Source organism: Aurantimonas sp. 22II-16-19i (assembly GCF_002088275.1).
In the GTDB taxonomy this organism is placed as follows: Bacteria; Pseudomonadota; Alphaproteobacteria; order Rhizobiales; family Rhizobiaceae; genus Jiella.
Map to the genome: position 1 here is coordinate 289,599 of NZ_AQQS01000001.1, position 19,082 is coordinate 308,680.

The following is a 19,082-nucleotide window of genomic DNA, read 5'->3' on the forward strand; positions in this document are numbered from 1 at the left end:
CATGACTCGCTGGAGGAGATGGCGGTCACAGTCGCTTGGCTGGCGCCGCGAGGCAAGCGGCGTTGCGGGCGGGGTTGCGTGCTGCGGCGCTGCGGGCCTTGCGAAGAACCGTGATCGCGCGGGGATGCATCTTTCCCATCCGGGCATCCGGAATATGTAAGGCGGATAACCTTTTGTCGCCCGCAGTCGATCTCCCCCATGCAGCAGCCCGAAGCGTCCCCCGAAGAGGCGGAGACCACACCGCCCGCCAGTCCGCGCGGCAGCTTCTTCGCCATCTTCCCTTCGATCGTCCTGCCGATGTTCCTCGCGGTCGTCGACCAGACGATCGTCGCGACGGCGCTGCCGGCGATTGCCGCCTCCCTCGGCGAGGTGGACCGCCTGTCCTGGGTGGTGGTGTCCTACCTCGTCGCCACCACCATCGCCGCCCCGGTCTATGGCCGGCTCGGCGACGTCTTCGGCCGCCGGCGGCTGATGGTCGTCGCGCTGGCGATCTTCATGGTGGCCTCGGTGCTCTGCGCCCTGTCCACCGACATCGTCACGCTGACGGCGGCGCGCATCCTCCAGGGCGCCGGCGGCGGCGGGCTGATGACGCTCTCCCAGGCGCTGGTCGGCGAGGCGATCCCGCCGCGCGACCGGGCGCGCTACCAGGGCTATCTCGCCACCGTCGCCGTGTCGTCGAGCGCCTTCGGGCCGGTCGCCGGCGGCTTCCTGACGGAGCATTTCGGCTGGCAGTCGGTGTTCCTCGTCAACCTGCCGGTCGGCATCGGCGCCGTCCTGATGACCCTCCGGCTGCCCGACCGGCGCGGCACCGGCGAGCCCTTCCGCTTCGACACGCTCGGCCTCTTCCTTTTCGCCGCCTTCATCGCCTCGACGCTGATCATGCTGGAAGAGGCCCAGCAGATCGCTTCCGGTGCCTTTCTGACGCCGGTGGCGCTCGGCGTCCTCGCCGTCACCGCCGTCGTCCTCCTGGTGCGCTGGGAGCAGCGGACGCCCTCGCCGCTCCTGTCGATCCCGCTTCTGAAGCACCCGGCGATCTGGCGCTGCGACGGGCTGGCGGCCTGCCACGGCGCCATGCTGGTGTCGCTGATCACCTTCCTGCCGCTCTACTACCGCATGGTCCACGGGGCCTCGGCCGCCGAGACCGGCCTCCTGCTGCTGCCGATGACCATCGGCATCGGGATCGGCTCGCTCACCACCGGCCGCATCGTCGGGCGCACGGGGCAGACGGCGATCTACCCGTCGGTCGGCCTCACTCTGGTGACGATCGCGCTGGTCGCGACGGTGCTGGTGGCGCCGAGCCTCGATTCCGTCGCCCTCGCCTGGTGCTTCGGGGCGATCGCCATCTGCATGGGAACGGTGATGGGCGTCGTCCAGCTGACCGTCCAGCTCGCCTCGGGCCGCGAACAGCTCGGCGCCGGCGCCGCCACGGTGCAGTTCTCGCGCTCCCTCGGTGCCGCCGTCGGCACGGCGACGGTGGGCACCGTGCTGTTCGCCACCATGACCCACGCCAACCCCGCCGCGGGCGAGGCCTTCGCCCATGTCCTGCAGGAGGGCCCGCAGGCCCTTCAGGGCCTCGCCGCCGCCCAGCGAGCCGCGATCACCGACGGCCTCGAGGACGCGTTCCGCAACGCCTTCCTGTGCATCGCGGGCTTCGGGTGCCTGGCGACCGGCCTCGCCTGGACGCTGCCGATCCGGCGGATCTAGCTGGCGTTCAGCCGAGGATGCCCGGCAGCTTCAGCCCCTTCTCCGTCGCACATTCCAGCGCATCCTCGTAGCCGGCGTCGGCATGGCGCATGACGCCAGTGGCCGGGTCGTTCCACAGGACGCGTTCGAGGCGCCGGGCCGCATCCTCGGTGCCGTCCGCGACGATCACCATGCCGGCATGCTGGGAAAACCCCATGCCGACGCCGCCGCCATGATGCAGCGACACCCAGGTCGCTCCGGAGGCGGTGTTGAGCAGGGCGTTGAGCAGCGGCCAGTCGGAGACCGCGTCCGAGCCGTCCTTCATCGCCTCGGTCTCCCGGTTGGGCGAGGCGACGGAGCCCGAATCCAGGTGATCCCGGCCGATCACCACCGGCGCCTTCAATTCGCCCGAGGCGACCATCTCGTTGAAGGCGAGGCCGAGGCGATGCCGGTCGCCGAGCCCGACCCAGCAGATCCGCGACGGCAGCCCCTGGAAGCGGATGCGCTCGCGCGCCATGTCGAGCCAGTTGTGCAGATGGGCGTCGTCGGGCAGCAGTTCCTTCACCCGCTGGTCGGTCCGGTAGATGTCCTCGGGATCGCCCGAGAGCGCCGCCCAGCGGAACGGCCCGATGCCCCGGCAGAACAGCGGCCGGATATAGGCCGGCACGAAGCCCGGAAAGGCGAAGGCGTCGTCGACCCCCTCCTCCAGCGCCATCTGGCGGATGTTGTTGCCGTAGTCGACGGTCGGAACTCCGGCTTTGTAGAGGTCGAGCATCGCCTTCACATGGACCGCCATGGACGCCTTTGCGGCCCTGGTGACGGCCTTGGGATCGCGCTCGCGCTTCTCTTCCCATTCGGCGAGACTCCAGCCGGCCGGCAGGTAGCCGTTGACCGGGTCGTGGGCCGAGGTCTGGTCGGTGAGGATGTCGGGCCTGACCCCGCGCCGCACCATTTCCGGCAGGATCTCCGCCATGTTGCCCAGAAGTGCGACCGAAACAGGCTTCCTCGCTGCGGCCGCCTCCGCCATCATCGCCAGCGCCTCGTCGAGATCGGCCGCCTGCCTGTCGACATAGCCGGTCTTCAGGCGGAATTCGATCGAGGACGGGCGGCACTCGACGGCGAGGCAGGAGGCGCCGGCCATGGTGGCGGCCAGCGTCTGCGCCCCGCCCATGCCCCCCAATCCGGCCGTCAGGATCCAGCGACCGGAGAGGTCGCCGCCGTAATGCTGGCGGCCCATCTCGACGAAGGTCTCATAGGTGCCCTGCACGATGCCCTGGGAGCCGATGTAGATCCACGAGCCGGCCGTCATCTGGCCGTACATGGCGAGGCCCTTCTTATCGAGCTCGTTGAAATGGTCCCAGGTCGCCCAGTGCGGCACGAGGTTGGAATTGGCGATGAGGACGCGGGGTGCGTCCTTGTGGGTCCGGAACACCCCCACCGGCTTGCCGGACTGGACCAGCAGCGTCTCGTCGCTCTCCAGCTCGCGCAGCGCCGCGACGATGCGATCGAAGCTCGCCCAGTCCCGCGCCGCCCGGCCGATGCCGCCATAGACGACGAGTTCGCCCGGCTTTTCCGCGACCTCGGCGTCGAGATTGTTCATCAGCATGCGCAAGGGCGCCTCGGTGAGCCAGCTCTTGGCCGAAATCTCGCTGCCGCGAGGCGCGGAGATCCGGCGGGCGTTGTCGAGGCGGGGGGTCGGACCGGTCATGGGCTGGGTCTCCTCAGGCGAGCGTCGGCAAGGTGAGCGGGGCGACGGCGTCGATCAGGGCGCCGGAGACGACGAGTTCCCGGGCCGCCACGATGTCGGGATGGAAATGCCGGTCGTCCTGAAGCGTCGGGACTTCCGCGCGCAGCAGCCGGCGCACCGCCTCGAGGGGCGGGCTGGATGAGAGCCCGCCGACGAGGTCGCAGCCCTGCGCCGCGGCCAGCAGCTCGATCGCGACGACGTTCGACAGGTTTTCCGCCATAGCCAGCAGGCGCCGGGCGCCATGGGCCGCCATGGAGACGTGGTCTTCCTGGTTCGCCGAGGTCGGGATGGAATCGACGCTTGCCGGGTAGGCTCGCTGCTTGTTCTCCGAGACCAGCGCGGCGGCGGTCACCTGCGGGATCATGAAGCCGGAGTTGAGCCCCGGCTTCGGCGTCAGGAAGGCCGGCAGCAGCGACAGCACCGGATCGACCAGCAGCGAGACCCGCCGCTCGGCGATCGAGCCGATCTCGCAGATCGCCAGCGCGATCATGTCGGCGGCGAAGGCCACCGGCTCGGCGTGGAAGTTGCCGCCGGACAGGGCCTCGTCCGCATCGGCGAAGATCAGCGGATTGTCGGAGACGCCGTTCGCCTCGGTTTCCAGCGTCACCGCCGCCTGGCGCAACAGATCGAGTACGGCGCCCATCACCTGGGGCTGGCAGCGCAGGCAATAGGGATCCTGCACGCGCTCGTCGCCGACCCGGTGCGAGGCGCGGATCTGCGACCCCTCCATCAGCATCCGCAGCGCCTCGGCCGTCTCGATCTGCCCCTTGTGGCGGCGCAAGGCGTGGATGCGCGCGTCGAAGGGCGTGTCGGAGCCTCTGGCGGCGTCGGTCGACAGCGCCCCGGTGACGAGGGCGGACTGGTAGAGCCGTTCCGCCGCAAACAGGCCCGCCAGCGCGCTGGCGGTGGAAAACTGCGTGCCGTTGAGGAGTGCCAGCCCTTCCTTCGGGCCGAGCACGACGGGTTCGAGCCCGGCCGCCCGCAGCGCCTCCTCCGCCGGCATGCGGACATCGCCCGAAACGATCTCGCCGACGCCGATCATCGCCGCCGTCATGTGGGCGAGCGGCGCGAGATCACCCGACGCCCCGACCGAACCCTGGCAGGGCACCACGGGAGTCAGCCCCCTAGCGAGCATGGCCTCCAGCAGCTGAACCGTCGACAGCTGCACGCCGGACGCACCCTGCGCCAGCGACGCCAGCTTCAGCGCCATCATCAGCCGGGCGACCGGCACCGGCATCGGCTCGCCGACGCCGGCGGCATGGGAGAGGACGATGTTGCGCTGGAGCGTCTCCAGGTCCGCCTCGCCGATGCGGACGCTGGCGAGCTTCCCGAAGCCGGTGTTGATGCCGTAGACCGGCTCGCCCCGCGCCAGGATCCGGCGCACGGCAGCGGCGGAGGCTTCCACCAGCGGAAACGCCGCCGGGTCGAGGGACGGCACGGCGCCGCGGTAGATCGCGCGCCAGCCGGCGAGCGGGACGTTGCCCGGCTCGATCATCACCACATCGGTCATCTGCCCCTCCAGACACGGGCATGGAGCGGATTGAAACCCATGCGATAGACGAGTTCGGCCGGGCTCTCGATGTCCCAGATGGCGAGGTCGGCGGACTTGCCGGCATCCAGCGTGCCTGCCTCGGCCTCGAGCCCCAGCGCCTTCGCCGCATGGCGGGTGACGCCGAGGAGGCACTCGTCGACGGTCATGCGGAACAGCGTCGCCGCCATGTTCATGGTCAGGAGCAGCGAGGTCAGCGGCGAGGTGCCGGGATTGCAGTCGGTCGCGACGGCCATCGCCACGCCCTGCCGGCGGAAGCTCTCGATCGGCGGGACCTTGGTCTCGCGGATGAAATAGAAGGCGCCCGGCAGCATCACCGCGACGGTGCCGGCCCTCGCCATCGCGGCGGCGCCGGCCTCGCTGGTATATTCCAGGTGATCGGCCGACAGCGCGCCGTAGCTGGCGGCGAGCGCTGCGCCGGAGAGGTCGGAGAGCTGGTCGGCATGCAGCTTCACCGGCAGCCCGGCGGCCCGCGCGGCGTCGAAGACCCGGGCGATCTCCTCCGGCGAGAAGGCGATCCCCTCGCAGAACCCGTCGACCGCGTCGGCGAGGCCCGTAGCGGCGATCGCCGGCAGCATCTCGCCTGCGACCTTCGCGATGAAGCCCGCCTTGTCGCCGGCATGTTCCGGCGGCAGCGCATGGGCGCCGAGGAAGGTCGTGCGCACCCTCACCGGCCGTTCCGTGCCCAGGCGGCGCGCGGCGCGCAGGCTCTTCGCCTCGTTCTCGGTGTCGAGCCCGTAGCCGGACTTCACCTCGATCGTGGTGACGCCCTCGGCGATCAGCGTGTCGAGCCGGGGCAGCGCCTCGGCGACCAGCCGGTCCTCGCTCGCCTCCCGCAGGGCTCTGACCGAGGAGACGATCCCGCCGCCGGCCCTGGCCACTTCCTCGTAGCTCGCCCCCGCCAGCCGCAGCTCGAATTCCCGGGCGCGGTTGCCGGCCCAGACGAGATGGGTGTGGCAGTCGATCAGGCCCGGCGTGATCCAGCGGCCTTCGCAGTCGACGGTCTCGATGCCCCCGGTCGGCTCGAGCAGGGCGGCGGGGAGCTCCGCCTCCGGTCCGGCGAAGGCGATCCTGCCGGAGCTGGCGAGCACCGCACCCTTCTCGACGGTCCCGAGCCCCGGCCTGTCGGCCCGCATGGTGGCGAGCCGGGCATTGCGCCAGAGTTTCGGCGGCGGATTATGATCGATGGAGGCCATGGCGCACCCTTGGTCGAGAGGCTCGCTTTTCATCATGTATAGACATAATATCCGGCCTCGCAAGCCGGAGATGCAGACGAGGAGGCCGAAATGCCGACGATCCATGCCGAGACCGCCCTCACCCCCGACGGCTGGAGGACGAACGTCCGGCTGGAGATCGAGGGTGCTCGCATCGCCGCGGTCAGGCAAGGCCCGCCGCTGCCCGGCGACGAGCGCGCCGCGATCCTCGTGCCGGCCATGGCGAACCTTCACAGCCACGCCTTCCAGCGGGCGATGGCGGGGCTGGCGGAGATGCGCGGCCCCGGCACCGACACCTTCTGGGTCTGGCGCGAGACGATGTACCGCTTCGCCCTCGCCATGACGCCGGACGAGGTCGCGGCGGTGGCCGCGCAGCTCTATGTGGAGATGCTGGAGGCCGGCTTCGGCTCGGTCGGCGAGTTCCACTATCTCCATCACGACCATGACGGCCGGCCCTATGGCGACCTCGGCGCCATGGCCGGCGCGATCGCGGCGGCCGCCGGCGAGGCCGGTATCGGCCTGACGCTGATCCCCGTCCTCTACGCCCATGCGACCTTCGGCGGCGCAGCGCCCCATCCGGGCCAGAGGCGCTTCATCTGCGACCGCGACACCTTCGCCCGCCTCGTCGAGGTATCAGAGGACGCGCTGGCCGATCTTCCCGGCGGCGTCCTCGGCGTTGCCGCCCACAGCCTGCGCGCCGTCACCCCCGACGAACTCGCCTTCGCCGCCAAGCTCCGGCCGAATGCGCCGATGCACATCCATGCGGCCGAACAGGTGAAGGAGGTCGAGGATTGCCTCGCCTGGTCGGGCCGGCGCCCGGTCGAATGGCTGCTGGAACATGCCGGGCTCGACCGGCGCTGGTGCCTGATCCATGCGACCCACATGACACCCGGGGAGACGAGTCTGCTTGCGCAAAGCGGCGCGGTCGCCGGTCTCTGCCCGATCACCGAGGCGAGCCTCGGCGACGGCTTCTTCCCGGCGCCCGAGTTCAAGGCGGCCGGCGGGAGCTTCGGCATCGGCTCGGATTCGAACGTCCTGATCGGCATCACCGACGAACTGCGCCAGCTCGAAACCGCCCAGCGCCTCCACCGGCAGAGCCGCAACGTCCTTGCCCAACCCGGCGCCTCCACCGGCCATGCGCTCTTCACCGCGGCGCTCGCGGGCGGGTCGCAGGCGCTCGGCCGGCCGGCACCCGGGATCGCCGAGGGCGGACCGGCCGATCTCGTCTCCCTCGACGCCGACCATCCGGCGCTGGTCGGCAAGTCCGGCGACGCCCTCCTCGACGCCTGGATCTTCGCCGCCTCGCGGCCGGCGGTCGACGGCGTCTGGGTCGCCGGCGAAAGGCGCGTCAGCGGCGGACGGCACTATGCGCGCGAGGCGGTGTTCCGGCGGTTTCGCTCGGCGGTGGAGACGCTGGCGGCACGGGTCTGACGCGAAGATGCGGCAGCGGCTCATCGGCTGTTCGGCGAGACGCCGGCATGCCGCTGTTGCCGCCGTCGCGGGTTAGAAATTCAGGTCCTTGCGAAGCGCATCGAGGGCGATCCCGGCATAGACCTGATAGCCGAGCGGCGTGAAGTGGACGCCGTCGCTGGCCCGGATGATCTTGCTGGAGCCGTCGAGCGTATAGGTCTCGGAATAGTCCCCGTCCGCGCAGGCAAAGGCACCCCAGGCGTCGATGAAGGTGGCGCCGTTGGCCTCGGCCACCTCCCGGAAGATCTGGTTCAGATAGGCGTAGTCCTCTTGGAACCGGTTCTTGCGGGTGATCGGCAGGCTCAGCCAGTAGACCTTGATCCCCTTGTCGCTGAAGGCCTTGACGATCTTCGCGACCCGGGTCCGATAGCGCTCCTCCCAGGCGTCCTGCTTGTAGTGGTAGGCCTTGCCGTTCTCGCGGATGGTCTGAAGGTCGTTGGCGCCGAAGACCAGGAGCGCCGCATCCATCGCCCGGTCCGCCAGCTTGCCGGCCGCCTCGGGCCAGTCGTAGCGATCGCTGCGGGCGATGCCGGTATTGACCCGGGCGTATTTGGTCACGGCGACATTGGCCTCGCTGCGGACGAGCTGGGCGAGGCCCGCATAGACGCCTTCCCCGAGCGAGTCGCCCAGGACGGCGATGTGGTAGTCGCGCGGCTGCGCCACTGCGGCCGACGCGGCGGCGATCGTGTCCTCGTCGCCCCCCGCCTTCGCGGCGACATCGATCGCCGCGGCGGGCTGCAGCGAGACGAGGCAAAGCATGAGGGCCAGCGCCCAGGCGGACGAGCGGGACACGTCCCGCCTCCCCCTGCTGACGAAGAATTTCATCGAGAGGATCTCCCTGTTGACCTCGCTGCCCCGGCGGAGCGCGAATATACCGCCGCCCCGCCGCAAGATGAAGTTAACCGCGGCCCCGGTCGAACTTTTGCCGTGTTCGTTGCATTTTTAGCATTGACGGGGGTGAAGCGCCGGATCGGGGGGCGTTCACGGAAAATTACCCAAAACCATCGAGGCTCGACGAGCGGGCCGATTTTTTGTCGTGGAGACACATCATCACGGATTGGGGGCAAGCGTGACCGAACGGAACAGTCAGGCGCTCGCGGCGAGCGGCATGGGGCCTTACGCCGGCGCGCGTCGCCACGGGGCGTCCCGGCAGATCGCGGTCCTGATGGCCGCGGCGGCACTCTTCGCCGGCTGCACCGACAGGTCGAGGGACCTCGAAGAGGCGTTGCGTTCGGTGAAGCCCTCCACCAGCACCCATCAGCAGGCTGACGCATCGGAGCCGGCGCTGCCTCGCGCGGAACGTCTCGCCGCCGGTAAGTCCGGCCGTATTCTGCGCCAGGCGGCGACCGATCGGGCGCAGGCCGAGAAGGTGATGGCCGCCGTCGCGCCGCCCGCGCCGCTTCTGACCGCCGAGCTCGGCTCCCGCGTCGTCGCCGGCGCTGCGGCGCAGTCCGGCACCCAGCGCCCGGCCCATCCGCTGCTGATGGCGACCGCTTACGGATCCGACGGGCTGAACCGCGGACTGACCCCGCCCGACCTCGTCAAGCGCAAGGGGGTGGAGATGCCCACCGGGGACGACGGCCCGCTCGCGAGATTCCATGCCAAGCTCGCGGCGCTGAAGAACGGCACGCGGCGCGAACCCGTCACCATCCTCCATATCGGCGATTCCCACGTCGCGGCAGACTCCTTCACGCGGGGCATCCGCTCGCGCCTCCAGGCCGCCTATGGCGATGCGGGCCGCGGCCAGGTCATCCCGGCGAAGGTGTTTCCCTATGCCGGCGCGGCCCAGGTCTCGATGGACCGCTCCGGCCCCTGGCAGGCGGCGTCCAGCCTCAAGGTGAAGTCAGGCCCCTACGGCGTCTCCGGTATCAGGCTCTCATCGAGCGCGAAGAGCGCGAAGATGACGCTGTCGAGCGAGACCGGCCCGTTCGACTGGGCCTCGGTCACGATGGTCACCGGCCCGAAGGCCGGCGGCGTGACGATCAGCGCGGGGGGCAAGAGCCAGACCTTTTCGGCCCGCGCCGACAAGCCCGGCTCGACCACCGTCCGGCTCGCCGCAAAGGCCGACAGCGTCACCGTCAGCCCGGCCGGCGACGGCACCACGACGATCCTCGACTGGGGCACCGGCCGCGATGTGCCGGGCGTGCGCTACGTCAATTTCGGCATCGTCGGCGCGACGGTCGACGTGACGAAGCGCTGGGACGAGACCCTCGTCGCCAACGACGTCAGGGCGATCGCGCCCGACCTCATCGTCTATGGCTACGGCACCAACGAGGGCTACGACGACAATCTCGACCTCGCCGCCTACCGCAAGACGGCCGCCCGCTTCGTTTCCATCTTGAAGGCCGCCGCGCCGCAGGCCGATCTCGCCTTCGCCGGCGCCGCCGACGGCCTGACCCGGCGCTCCAGCCGCGGCCCGGCCTGCGCCGGCGGCTGGCGCTCGCCGATCAAGCTCGCCGGCGTGCGCGAGACGATCGAGCAGTTGGCCAGGGACGAGAATGCCGGCTTCTGGGACTGGTCGGAAGCGATGGGCGGACGCTGCAAGATCGATGCCTGGGCCGAGCGCGGCCTCGCCGCCAAGGACCGCGTCCATCTGACCGCGAAGGGCTATGACCGCAGCGCCGAGAGCTTCGTCGACGGCCTGCTGCTGCCGGCCTCCAAGGGTGACACGCCGGTCGCGTCGCTGAACTGACGGGACCGTTCGCGCCGCGCCGGCCGAGCGCCTCGCTCCATCCTGCCGTGATCTCGCGCCCCGAGTGGGTTCTTTCGTCAGAGCCTTGCGAAGGACGCAGAGCCTTTCGAAGGCCTTTGGCAAGGCCGGCGCAGAGACTGGACGTGCGGCCGTCGCCGATGCTCCTTGGCATCAACTCTGCCGATCCCCCGCGCAGATGCACGGCTGTCGCCGCAACCCTTGGAGCTGCGGGAGCCGACTCGCCAGCGCAAGGGCCCGATCACGATCCTTCCCGTCGACGCATAGGCCGCCCACCGACATCTGCCGCTGCGTCGCCTGAGCGACAGCACCGGAAACATCATTAACGAAGACTGTCGTTTTCCTCCCCAATCTTCCGGCCGCTGGCGCTTTCGCCAGCGGGATGGGTTAGAAGCGCCAGACCGTTCCGGCCGCTTCCTTTCCCGCCCCAAGGCTCGCCGACTTGCTGTTCCCGACGCTCGATTTCGCCGTGTTCTTCCTGGTGGTCTTCGCGCTCGCCTGGGCGATGCGGACCATGGCCTCGGCCCGCAAGTCGCTGCTGCTCGCCGCGAGCTACGTCTTCTACGGCTACTGGGACTGGCGGTTCTGCTTTCTGCTCCTCGCAGCGTCGCTGATCGCCTGGGTGGCGGGCCTTGCCATCGATCGGACCGATGGAGAGAGGCAGAGACGGGCGGTGGTCGGCGCCTCCGTCGGGCTGCTGCTCGTCATTCTCGGCTTCTTCAAATATTACGGCTTCTTCCTGGAATCCCTCGGGGATGTCCTGCGCCAGCTCGGCGTCGCGCGGGACCTGCCGCTGATGGCGGTCATCCTGCCGGTCGGCATCTCCTTCTTCACCTTCCAGGCGATCTCCTACATCGTCGACGTCTACCGCCGGGAGATCCCGGCGCAGCGATCGCCGCTCGATCTCCTCCTCTACGTCTCGTTCTTTCCCCAGCTCGTCGCCGGGCCGATCGTGCGGGCGCGCGATTTCCTGCCACAGCTCGATGAGCGGCCACGGCTGACGCGCTTCATGCTGTCCTACGGGCTGGTGCTGATCGTGGTCGGGCTGTTGAAGAAGATGGTCGTCGCCAACTGGCTGGCGACCCACCTCGTCGACGACGTCTTCCTGGTGCCCGACGCCCACGACACGCCGACGCTGCTTCTCGCCGCCTATGGCTATGCCGTGCAGATCTATTGCGACTTCTCCGGCTACAGCGACATGGCCATCGGCACGGCGGCGCTGCTCGGCTATCACTTCCGCGAGAATTTCCGCCAGCCCTATCGCGCTGCCTCGCTGCAGGAATTCTGGCGGCGCTGGCACATCTCGTTGTCCGAGTGGCTGCGGGACTATCTCTACAAGCCCCTCGGCGGCAGCCGGAACGGCAAGCTCGCCACCTATCGCAACCTGTTCCTGACGATGTTCCTCGGCGGCCTGTGGCACGGGGCGGCCTACAACTTTGCCATCTGGGGCGCGATGCACGGTGCGGCCCTCGGCCTCGAACGGGCGGTGCGCGAGCGCCTCTCACCCCGCCACGGCAGTTCGCCCGATGCCGCGTTCAGGCGCATCGCCCGGTCGCCGCGGCCCTGGCACGGCCATGGCATCGTCCGCGTCCTGGCGGTTCTCGCGACCTTTCATTTCGTGACGCTCGCCTGGATCTTCTTCCGCTCGGCGGATCTTCAGACGGCGCTCGCCTACCTGTCCGGGCTGATGGCGGCGAGCGGCGGCTTTGCGGCATGGACGCCGTTCCACCTCCTCCTCGTCTTCCTGCCGCTGGCCTTCCACTTCACGCCGCACGATCTCGACCTTCGCTGCGGCCGGGCGATCCGCCGCTGGCCGACGGCGCTGACCGCCCTCGCCTTCGCCTTCGCTCTCGTGGTCATCCAGTGGATCTCACCGGCCGGCACGGCGCCCTTCATCTATTTCCAGTTCTGACCGGGAGCACCCATGGCCACCCTGCCCCCTCGTCCCGCCGCGAAGGCCAGCCGCCTCGCGAGGCTGCGCCGGGACACCGCATCGAACGTTGGCGCCGGCCTTTCGATCTTCCTCACGGCGCTCGTCGCCCTGGCGATCTTCCGCTCCGCCGATCTCGTCAGCGTCACCTACGACCTGCCGCCGGGCGAGACCAGCGAAGCCGTGATCGCGGCGGCAGAGGCGTGGAACGGCTGGATGGAAGCGATCGGTGCGGCCGGTGTCAGCCAGCGCGCCACCGAGATCGTCGAGGCCTTCGCCAGCGGCGAGCTGTTCCTGCCTCGGGAGCCGGAAGGGTCCTGACGACGCCGGCAGCGGCCGGCGACGACACGGAACGAGAGGCGGAGGACGGGGCGCGGATACCACGTGGCGCCGACGAATGAGCACGGCCCGCCATTCCGCCCGTCCCGCCGTTCTCGCATCCGTACGCACAAAAAAAGCCGCGCACGATGGCGCGGCTTCGATTTTCGGCAATTCTGGCTGGATCAGCGCGAGTAGAACTCGACCACCAGGTTCGGTTCCATCTGGACGGCATAGGGCACGTCGTGGAGGCCGGGAACCCGCGTGAAGGTCGCGACCATCTTGTGGTGGTCGGCGTCGATGTAGTCCGGCACGTCGCGCTCGGCGAGCTGGGTCGCCTCGATGACGGCGACGTTCTGCTTGGACTTCTCGCGAACCTCGATCACGTCGCCGGGCTTGCAGACGTAGGACTGGATGTTGGTCCGGACGCCGTTGACGTTGACATGGCCGTGATTGACGAACTGGCGCGCGGCGAACACCGTCGCCACGAATTTGGCGCGGTAGACGATGGCGTCGAGCCGGCTCTCGAGCAGGCCGATCAGGTTCTCCGAGGTGTCGCCCTTGCGGCGCGCGGCCTCGTCGTAGATCTTGCGGAACTGCTTCTCGCGGATGTCGCCGTAATAGCCCTTCAGCTTCTGCTTGGCGCGCAGCTGCACGCCGAAGTCGCTGACCTTGCCCTTGCGGCGCTGGCCGTGCTGGCCGGGGCCGTACTGGCGGCGGTTCACCGGGGACTTCGGGCGTCCCCAGATGTTCTCGCCCATGCGGCGATCGATCTTGTACTTCGCGGATGTGCGCTTGGTCATCGCATTTCCTTTTGGTGAAACAACAAGGCCCGCGGTCGCCCACGGGCCGGTCCAGGAAACGCGCCCTCCTCTACCCCTCTTCAGGGACTGACAGAGCGGCGTGGGCACAAACCGACGCCACTCACGGGACACGTTGAAAACCGGCAGAAGCAGGGCTTCAGCCGGTTGCAGGGGTTGTTAGACCGTGTGCGAGGGGCCTGTCAACTCCGCCGCGGCCGCAAGCCGGGGAAAAGCGGCCGGGATCTCTCCGGCAGTCGCCCTCCTTGCCGGCAGCCGAATCGAAAGCATGTCGGTCGGAGTTGCCCGAGCCCGCCTTCACACCGATGGGGTCGGGACGATTGCGACTGCCATGGAGAACAGCCTGATGGCCCAGATCACCTACCACATCGTCGAGCATGACGGCGGCTTCGCCTACAAGCTGGACGACGTCTTCTCGGAGACCTTCGGCACCCACGACGAGGCCTTCCTCGCCGCCCGGGCCGCGGCGATGCGCCAGCAACGCCCCGGCGAGGCGGCCGGCATCGTCTGGGAGGATGCGGCCGGCAAGTGGCACGCCGAGGTCTCGTCGGGATCCGACAGGCCGCAGACGGCCGTCCAGGACGATACCTGAGAGCACAGGCATGCCCGTGACGCGCGCTGTGCGTCGCGGGCCCATGTCGTGACCGCAGGAAGAGTGTGCGCCGGCTCGCCCGGCACGCCGCGTCGACCCGGCTGCGGCGCCGCTTCCGCGGACAGCAGCGATCCGCCGGCCGGAATCCGCACGCGGCAAAGCGCGACGCCCGCCGAGGCCGGCAGCCATCCGCTTGATTCGTCTGGCCCGATTGTTCTTCATGATCCTGGATTCTCCCAGGAGAACAAGGCTGGTGCGGTCGAGAAGACTCGAACTTCCACGGGTTGCCCCACAGCGACCTCAACGCTGCGCGTCTACCAATTCCGCCACGACCGCACGCCGTGTCACCGCGGCTGTTCGCCATCGGTGGCGGGCGTGTAACAAGACTTGCCGGGCCGCACAAGGCTTATCTTTTCCGCCGCTGTGGAAATCGCATGAAGGTCGGCTCAGTGGGCGGCGTGCCGGAGCCATTCCCGTTTCGGACAGGAACGGGAATGGCTATATGCCGGGGATGGAACCCCGCGCCCCGATCCCGTCCGCGCCGCGCCTGTCGGCGGCAACCGACCGATTCTTCGCCCTTGCCGGCTCACCGCCGGTCGAGTGGCTCGTGATGGACGGCCTGACATCCTATCAAGACGCGCTCGAGGCGATGGAGACGCGCGTTGCCGCCATTGCCGACGGCCGTGCCCGCGAAGCGGTGATGCTGGTCGAACACCCGCCGCTCTACACGGCCGGAACCGGCGCCAGCGACGGCGACCTCCTCGACCGGCGATTCCCGGTGTTTTCGGCCGGCCGCGGCGGCCAGTACACCTATCACGGCCCCGGCCAGCGGGTGGCCTACGTGCTCCTCGACCTGAAGCGCCGGCGCCAGGACGTGCGCGCCTTCGTCGCCGCGCTGGAAGCCTGGATCATCGCCACCCTCACCGAGTTCCACATCGTCGGCGAGCGGCGGGAGGACCGGGTCGGTGTCTGGGTGCGGCGGCCGGAGCGCCCGCTGGCGCCGGACGGCGCCGTCGCGGAGGACAAGATTGCGGCGATCGGCATCCGGGTGCGCCGGTGGGTCACCTTCCACGGCATCTCGCTCAACGTCGATCCCGACCTCGACCATTTCTCCGGGATCATACCCTGCGGTATCCGGGGCCACGGCGTCACCAGCCTCGCCGACCTCGGCACGCTGGTCTCGATGCCGGAGGTCGATTCGCTCCTGCGAAGCAATTTCGAGGCGATCTTCGGGATGACGTCCCGGGACTGACCATGCGGACGCGACGGTCCCGCCAGGTTGCGGGCGGTCGGGCTGAGCTGCGGCCCGGTCCGGGCGGCTCCGGGCGGATCCGAATCGCCGCCGGCCGTCACTCCGAGCGGCGGATCTCGAAGTCGCCGCCGTAGCTTTCCACCTCTCGAAGGATCGCGACGTCCTTCACGCTGCTGCAGGCCGGGCCCTGCCTCGCCGCCTCGAGCATCGCATCGACCGCCGCCTCGTCGCCGCTGAACACCGCCTCGACCGCTCCGGCCCGCGTGTTGCGGACCCAGCCGGACAGGCCGAGGCGGCGGGCCTCCTCGTCGCACCAGGCGCGGTAGCCGACGCCCTGGACGCGGCCGGTGATCTCGACGTGAACGCTCTTGCTCATGATGCCCCTTGCTCGTTCCATGGTTTCGCGACCGCACGGGGATACTAGCGCTGGCGGTGTGGCGGGCGAATCCGCGATCAATGCGGCGGCGGCACCCGGCCCGGCGCCGCCCCGGGCGCCGACTGGCGCTCGCGCCAGACCACGAAGAGCCCGGAGCCGACGATGATCGCCATGCCGATCCACTTGGCGAGATCCGGCAGGTCGCCGAAGAACAGGTAGCCGAAGCCGATCGCCGTCAGCATCTCGACATAGCCGAGTGGCGCCAGCACCGAGGCCGGCGCCAGCCGGTAGGCGAGGATGAACAGGAGGTGCCCGACGGTTCCGACGAGCCCCGCCATCGCCAGCAGCCACCAGGCCGTCGCCGACTGCGGCCAGGCGAAGCTGAGCTCGTCGATGCCGCTGCCCTGCGCCGCCGCCAGTGCGGCGGCCAGCGCCAGCCCGCCGACGAGCCCGGCATAGACCATCATCGCCAGCGGACTGGTGCCCCGCGACACCTTCCGGCTGAGGATCAGGTAGAGCGCGACGGCGAAGGCTGCCGTCAGCGGCAGCAGCGCGGCGAGACCGAAGACCGCGTAGCTCGGCCGGATGATGATCATCGCTCCCAGAAAGCCGACGGCGACCGCCACGATCCGCCGCCAGCCGATCGTCTCCTTCAGGAACAGCGCCGAGAGCAGCGTGACGATGAGCGGCTCGACCAGGAACACCGCCGTGGCGTCGGCGAGCGGCATCAGGCGGAGCGCCCCGAAGAAGCTCAGGGTCCCGACGGCGAGCAGCAGCCCGCGCAGGACGTTGAGCCAGGGCCGCGTCGTCTTCAGCCCCATGATCCCCTCGGTCATGAGGACGATCGGCAATGTCAGCGCCGCCTGGATCAAGAGGCGCCCCATGCCCACCTCGCCCGGCGACATCGCGTGGGTGGTCACCAACATCTTGCCGAACACGTCGAGAAGCGGAATGAAGGCGGCGGCGGCGATCATGATCGCCATGCCCTTCAGCGTCTCGGCGGGCGTATTGTCGTAGGATTGTGTCATCTCGGCCATGGGGCTTCATGACATGCCGCGCCGAGCCCCGCCACCACTGGTGCGGCGGGCCAGCGAACGAACATAGAGAGAGAGCCATGACCACCGTCTATGTCGACGCGGATGCCTGCCCGGTGAAGGACGAGGCGATCGAGGTGGCGATGCGCCGGGGCGCCGACGCCGTGCTCGTCTCCAATGGCGGCATGCGGCCGTCGCGGTTTCCCGACGCGCGAATCGTCGTCGTGCCGGAAGGGGCGGACGCCGCCGACGACTGGATCGTCGACAATTGCGGCGAGGCGGACGTCGTCGTCACCGCCGACATTCCCCTCGCCGCCCGCGCGCTGGAGGCGGGCGCCGCGGTGCTCGGGCCGACCGGCCGCGAGTTCACGGCCGAGACCATCGGGACGGCCCTGTCCATGCGCGCCTTCAAGCAGCATCTGAGGGAAACCGGCGAATCGAAGGGCTACAATGCCAGCTTCACGGCGGCGGACCGCTCGCGCTTCCTGCAGGCCCTCGACCGCATGCTGGCGCGGATCAGCCGCTGACGAACCGTTCGGGCGCCTGATCACGATCGGGCGAGGCGGTTGAAACGTTGCGGCGCCCGCGGCGAAGTGTTGCTCGACGTCGCAGCTCCCGCCTCCCCGGGGCGCGAGATCGCAAACGGAGCATCCCCATGGCGGCGACCAAGGTCGATCTTGCAGAAGAGCCGGAAGAGGCAGTCGCGAAAGGCCCGTCCGCGGCCAGCGCCGCCGCCCGGCCCGAGGACCACGACGCGGGCAGGTCCCTCGTCTATCGCCAGAGGCTCGCCACGCGGCTCACCCACTGGATCTGGGCCGTCTGCCTGTTCTTCATGCTGTTGTCCGGCCTGCAGATCTTCATGGCGCGGCCCGATCTCTACATCGGCCAGCAGTCCGGCTTCGGCTTCGACAACACCATCCTGTCGATCGGCGCCCGCCAGGTCGGCGGCGAGGCGCGCGGCGTGACGACGGTCTTCGGCCACGCCTTCGACACGACCGGCTGGCTCGGCCTCGTGCCGCAGGGCGGCCAGATGGCGGCCAAGACCTTCCCCGGCTGGCTGACCATTCCCGGCTACCGGGACCTTGCCACCGGCCGCGTCGTCCACTTCTTCTTCGCCTGGGTGCTCGTCGCAACGCTTTTCGTCTGGCTGTTCGCCAGCCTGCTCAACGGCCATCTGCGCGAACTCGTCCCGACGCTCCGCGACCTGAAGCGACTGCCCCGCGACGCCGCCGACCATCTGCGCCTGCGCTTCCATCATGGCCGCAGCTACAACGTCCTGCAGAAGCTCTCCTATGCGTTTGTCCTGTTCATCGCCCTGCCGCTGATCGTCCTCACCGGCCTCACCATGTCGCCGGGGGTCGTGGCGGACCTGCCGTTCCTGCTCGACCTATTCGGCGGCCGGCAGACGGCGCGCACCATCCACTTCGGGCTCATGCTGGCGCTCGTCCTGTTCTTCCTCGTCCATGTCCTGATGGTGGTCCTCGCCGGGCCGTTCAACGAACTGCGCTCGATGATCACCGGCTGGTACCGCACCCAACCGGAGAAGCGCCGATGACCCGCCTCACCCTCTCGCGCCGGCGGTTCCTCACCGGCGCCACCGTCGCCGCGACGGCGCCGCTCGCCGGCTGCTTCGATTCCCTCGGCGATCGCCAGTCGGCGGTCCGGGGCGTCCTCGAGACCGCCAATTCCCTCACCTACCGCGTCCAGCGCATGCTGCTCTCCAGCGACGACCTCGCAAGGGAATATGCCGAGAGCGAGATCCGCCAGCCGCAGCGCCCGAACGGCACCACCAACCCCCGCGACGCCGGCTACCTGCAGCTGGCGGCCGACGACTTCCGCGCCTTTCGCCTGACGATCGGCGGCCTCGTCGAGACCCCGCGGGAGTTCGGCCTCGACGAGCTCCGCGCCATGCCGTCCAGAACGCAGATCACCCGCCACGACTGCGTCGAGGGCTGGAGCTGCATCGCCAAATGGACGGGCGTGCCGCTCGCCATGGTCCTCGATCAGGCCGGGGTCCGGCCCGACGCCCGCTTCGTCGTCTTCGAATGCTTCGATACGATGGAGAACGGTTTGGCCGGCCCGATCCGCTACTACGAATCGATCGACCTCCAAGACGCCCGGCACCCCCAGACGATCCTCGCCTATGGCCTGAACGGGCAAGCCCTGCCGGTTGCCAACGGAGCGCCGCTGCGTGTCAGGATCGAGCGGCAGTTGGGATACAAAATGGCAAAATATATCCGGTCGATTACTGTAGCCAGCCACCTTACCACCTTTGGCGAGGGAAATGGCGGATACTGGGAAGACCGCGGATACGAGTGGTTCGCGGGAATCTGACCGTGCGTTCGCCGCTTTTCATCGCGGCACATTGCTGGTCAAATGGAATTTG

General features: G+C 69.3%; 17 protein-coding genes and 1 tRNA gene. 10 read left to right on the forward strand and 8 right to left on the reverse strand.

The genetic code is table 11. From position 1 onward, the window contains the following. Positions 1–198 precede the first annotated feature (198 nt). Positions 199–1,704: an MFS transporter gene (locus ATO4_RS01340; RefSeq protein WP_083589577.1), complete on the forward strand. Its 1,506-nt coding sequence runs from the start codon at positions 199–201 to the stop codon at positions 1,702–1,704. Between the two features lie 7 nt (positions 1,705–1,711). On the opposite strand, the gene hutU is transcribed toward ATO4_RS01340, so the two are convergent. Genes hutU through hutI form a run of 3 tightly spaced genes read right to left on the reverse strand, consistent with a single transcriptional unit; the run spans position 1,712 to position 6,175 of the window. Beyond that, positions 1,712–3,391, reverse strand: coding sequence for a urocanate hydratase (gene hutU / locus ATO4_RS01345; RefSeq protein WP_083589578.1), 1,680 nt, complete (start codon positions 3,389–3,391; stop codon positions 1,712–1,714). A 13-nt stretch (positions 3,392–3,404) separates the two neighbouring features. Beyond that, positions 3,405–4,940 (reverse strand): histidine ammonia-lyase, encoded by a 1,536-nt coding sequence (hutH, locus tag ATO4_RS01350; protein WP_083589579.1) that lies wholly within the window; start codon positions 4,938–4,940, stop codon positions 3,405–3,407. Then, positions 4,937–6,175 carry an imidazolonepropionase gene (hutI, locus tag ATO4_RS01355; protein WP_083589580.1) on the reverse strand — a complete coding sequence of 413 codons (1,239 nt, stop codon included), beginning with the start codon at positions 6,173–6,175 and terminating at the stop codon, positions 4,937–4,939. The genes hutH and hutI overlap by 4 nt, the downstream gene beginning before the upstream one ends. Positions 6,176–6,265: 90 nt before the next feature. On the opposite strand from hutI, the gene ATO4_RS01360 reads away from it, so the two are divergent. After that, complete coding sequence (locus ATO4_RS01360; protein WP_083589581.1) at positions 6,266–7,624, forward strand: formimidoylglutamate deiminase; 1,359 nt, start codon at positions 6,266–6,268, stop codon at positions 7,622–7,624. Between the two features lie 72 nt (positions 7,625–7,696). On the opposite strand, the gene ATO4_RS01365 is transcribed toward ATO4_RS01360, so the two are convergent. After that, entirely contained in the window at positions 7,697–8,488 is a 792-nt protein-coding gene (locus ATO4_RS01365) for a DUF459 domain-containing protein (protein ID WP_139802182.1), read from the reverse strand. A 244-nt stretch (positions 8,489–8,732) separates the two neighbouring features. Between ATO4_RS01365 and ATO4_RS01370 the strand changes: the two genes are divergently transcribed. The 3 genes from ATO4_RS01370 (at position 8,733) to ATO4_RS01380 (ending at position 12,624) form a co-directional block, all read left to right on the forward strand. Next, positions 8,733–10,355, forward strand: a complete 1,623-nt coding sequence (locus ATO4_RS01370; protein WP_139802183.1) for a GDSL-type esterase/lipase family protein — start codon at positions 8,733–8,735, stop codon at positions 10,353–10,355. Positions 10,356–10,815: 460 nt separating this feature from the next. Then, the gene (locus tag ATO4_RS01375; protein WP_083589584.1) at positions 10,816–12,285 is read left to right on the forward strand and encodes an MBOAT family protein; all 1,470 of its coding nucleotides are present in this window, start codon (positions 10,816–10,818) and stop codon (positions 12,283–12,285) included. A 12-nt stretch (positions 12,286–12,297) separates the two neighbouring features. Beyond that, the gene (locus tag ATO4_RS01380; protein ID WP_083589585.1) at positions 12,298–12,624 is read left to right on the forward strand and encodes a hypothetical protein; all 327 of its coding nucleotides are present in this window, start codon (positions 12,298–12,300) and stop codon (positions 12,622–12,624) included. 182 nt (positions 12,625–12,806) lie between these two features. Here ATO4_RS01380 and rpsD read toward each other — a convergent pair whose 3' ends face one another. After that, positions 12,807–13,424: a 30S ribosomal protein S4 gene (rpsD, locus tag ATO4_RS01385; protein WP_083589586.1), complete on the reverse strand. Its 618-nt coding sequence runs from the start codon at positions 13,422–13,424 to the stop codon at positions 12,807–12,809. Positions 13,425–13,788: 364 nt separating this feature from the next. Here rpsD and ATO4_RS01390 point away from each other — a divergent pair, with 364 nt between their 5' ends. Continuing rightward, on the forward strand, positions 13,789–14,034 hold the full coding sequence (locus tag ATO4_RS01390; RefSeq protein WP_083589833.1) for a DUF2188 domain-containing protein: 246 nt from the start codon (positions 13,789–13,791) through the stop codon (positions 14,032–14,034). Between the two features lie 251 nt (positions 14,035–14,285). Here ATO4_RS01390 and ATO4_RS01395 read toward each other — a convergent pair. Further along, positions 14,286–14,370 (reverse strand) — tRNA-Leu (locus ATO4_RS01395). 166 nt (positions 14,371–14,536) lie between these two features. Here ATO4_RS01395 and lipB point away from each other — a divergent pair. After that, positions 14,537–15,286, forward strand: a complete 750-nt coding sequence (gene lipB / locus ATO4_RS01400; RefSeq protein WP_280940472.1) for a lipoyl(octanoyl) transferase LipB — start codon at positions 14,537–14,539, stop codon at positions 15,284–15,286. A 97-nt stretch (positions 15,287–15,383) separates the two neighbouring features. Here lipB and ATO4_RS01405 read toward each other — a convergent pair whose 3' ends face one another. Then, the gene (locus ATO4_RS01405; protein WP_083589588.1) at positions 15,384–15,662 is read right to left on the reverse strand and encodes an acylphosphatase; all 279 of its coding nucleotides are present in this window, start codon (positions 15,660–15,662) and stop codon (positions 15,384–15,386) included. Between the two features lie 77 nt (positions 15,663–15,739). Next, on the reverse strand, positions 15,740–16,699 hold the full coding sequence (locus tag ATO4_RS01410) for a DMT family transporter (protein ID WP_083589589.1): 960 nt from the start codon (positions 16,697–16,699) through the stop codon (positions 15,740–15,742). A 77-nt stretch (positions 16,700–16,776) separates the two neighbouring features. On the opposite strand from ATO4_RS01410, the gene ATO4_RS01415 reads away from it, so the two are divergent. From ATO4_RS01415 to ATO4_RS01425, 3 genes are all read left to right on the forward strand, one after another. Beyond that, entirely contained in the window at positions 16,777–17,223 is a 447-nt protein-coding gene (locus ATO4_RS01415) for a YaiI/YqxD family protein (protein WP_083589590.1), read from the forward strand. Positions 17,224–17,351: 128 nt separating this feature from the next. Next, the gene (locus tag ATO4_RS01420) at positions 17,352–18,251 is read left to right on the forward strand and encodes a cytochrome b/b6 domain-containing protein (RefSeq protein ID WP_083589591.1); all 900 of its coding nucleotides are present in this window, start codon (positions 17,352–17,354) and stop codon (positions 18,249–18,251) included. After that, entirely contained in the window at positions 18,248–19,030 is a 783-nt protein-coding gene (locus ATO4_RS01425) for a molybdopterin-binding protein (protein WP_083589592.1), read from the forward strand. The genes ATO4_RS01420 and ATO4_RS01425 overlap by 4 nt, the downstream gene beginning before the upstream one ends. The last annotated feature ends 52 nt before the right edge of the window (positions 19,031–19,082 follow it).

Coding starts and splice junctions, on each gene's coding strand:
- ATO4_RS01340 (WP_083589577.1), top strand. CDS start 199: ATGCAGCAGCCCGAAGCGTCCCCCGAAGAGGCGGAGACCACACCGCCC.
- hutU (WP_083589578.1), bottom strand. CDS start 3,391: ATGACCGGTCCGACCCCCCGCCTCGACAACGCCCGCCGGATCTCCGCG.
- hutH (WP_083589579.1), bottom strand. CDS start 4,940: ATGACCGATGTGGTGATGATCGAGCCGGGCAACGTCCCGCTCGCCGGC.
- hutI (WP_083589580.1), bottom strand. CDS start 6,175: ATGGCCTCCATCGATCATAATCCGCCGCCGAAACTCTGGCGCAATGCC.
- ATO4_RS01360 (WP_083589581.1), top strand. CDS start 6,266: ATGCCGACGATCCATGCCGAGACCGCCCTCACCCCCGACGGCTGGAGG.
- ATO4_RS01365 (WP_139802182.1), bottom strand. CDS start 8,488: ATGAAATTCTTCGTCAGCAGGGGGAGGCGGGACGTGTCCCGCTCGTCC.
- ATO4_RS01380 (WP_083589585.1), top strand. CDS start 12,298: ATGGCCACCCTGCCCCCTCGTCCCGCCGCGAAGGCCAGCCGCCTCGCG.
- rpsD (WP_083589586.1), bottom strand. CDS start 13,424: ATGACCAAGCGCACATCCGCGAAGTACAAGATCGATCGCCGCATGGGC.
- ATO4_RS01390 (WP_083589833.1), top strand. CDS start 13,789: ATGGCCCAGATCACCTACCACATCGTCGAGCATGACGGCGGCTTCGCC.
- lipB (WP_280940472.1), top strand. CDS start 14,537: ATGCCGGGGATGGAACCCCGCGCCCCGATCCCGTCCGCGCCGCGCCTG.
- ATO4_RS01405 (WP_083589588.1), bottom strand. CDS start 15,662: ATGAGCAAGAGCGTTCACGTCGAGATCACCGGCCGCGTCCAGGGCGTC.
- ATO4_RS01410 (WP_083589589.1), bottom strand. CDS start 16,699: ATGGCCGAGATGACACAATCCTACGACAATACGCCCGCCGAGACGCTG.
- ATO4_RS01415 (WP_083589590.1), top strand. CDS start 16,777: ATGACCACCGTCTATGTCGACGCGGATGCCTGCCCGGTGAAGGACGAG.
- ATO4_RS01420 (WP_083589591.1), top strand. CDS start 17,352: ATGGCGGCGACCAAGGTCGATCTTGCAGAAGAGCCGGAAGAGGCAGTC.
- ATO4_RS01425 (WP_083589592.1), top strand. CDS start 18,248: ATGACCCGCCTCACCCTCTCGCGCCGGCGGTTCCTCACCGGCGCCACC.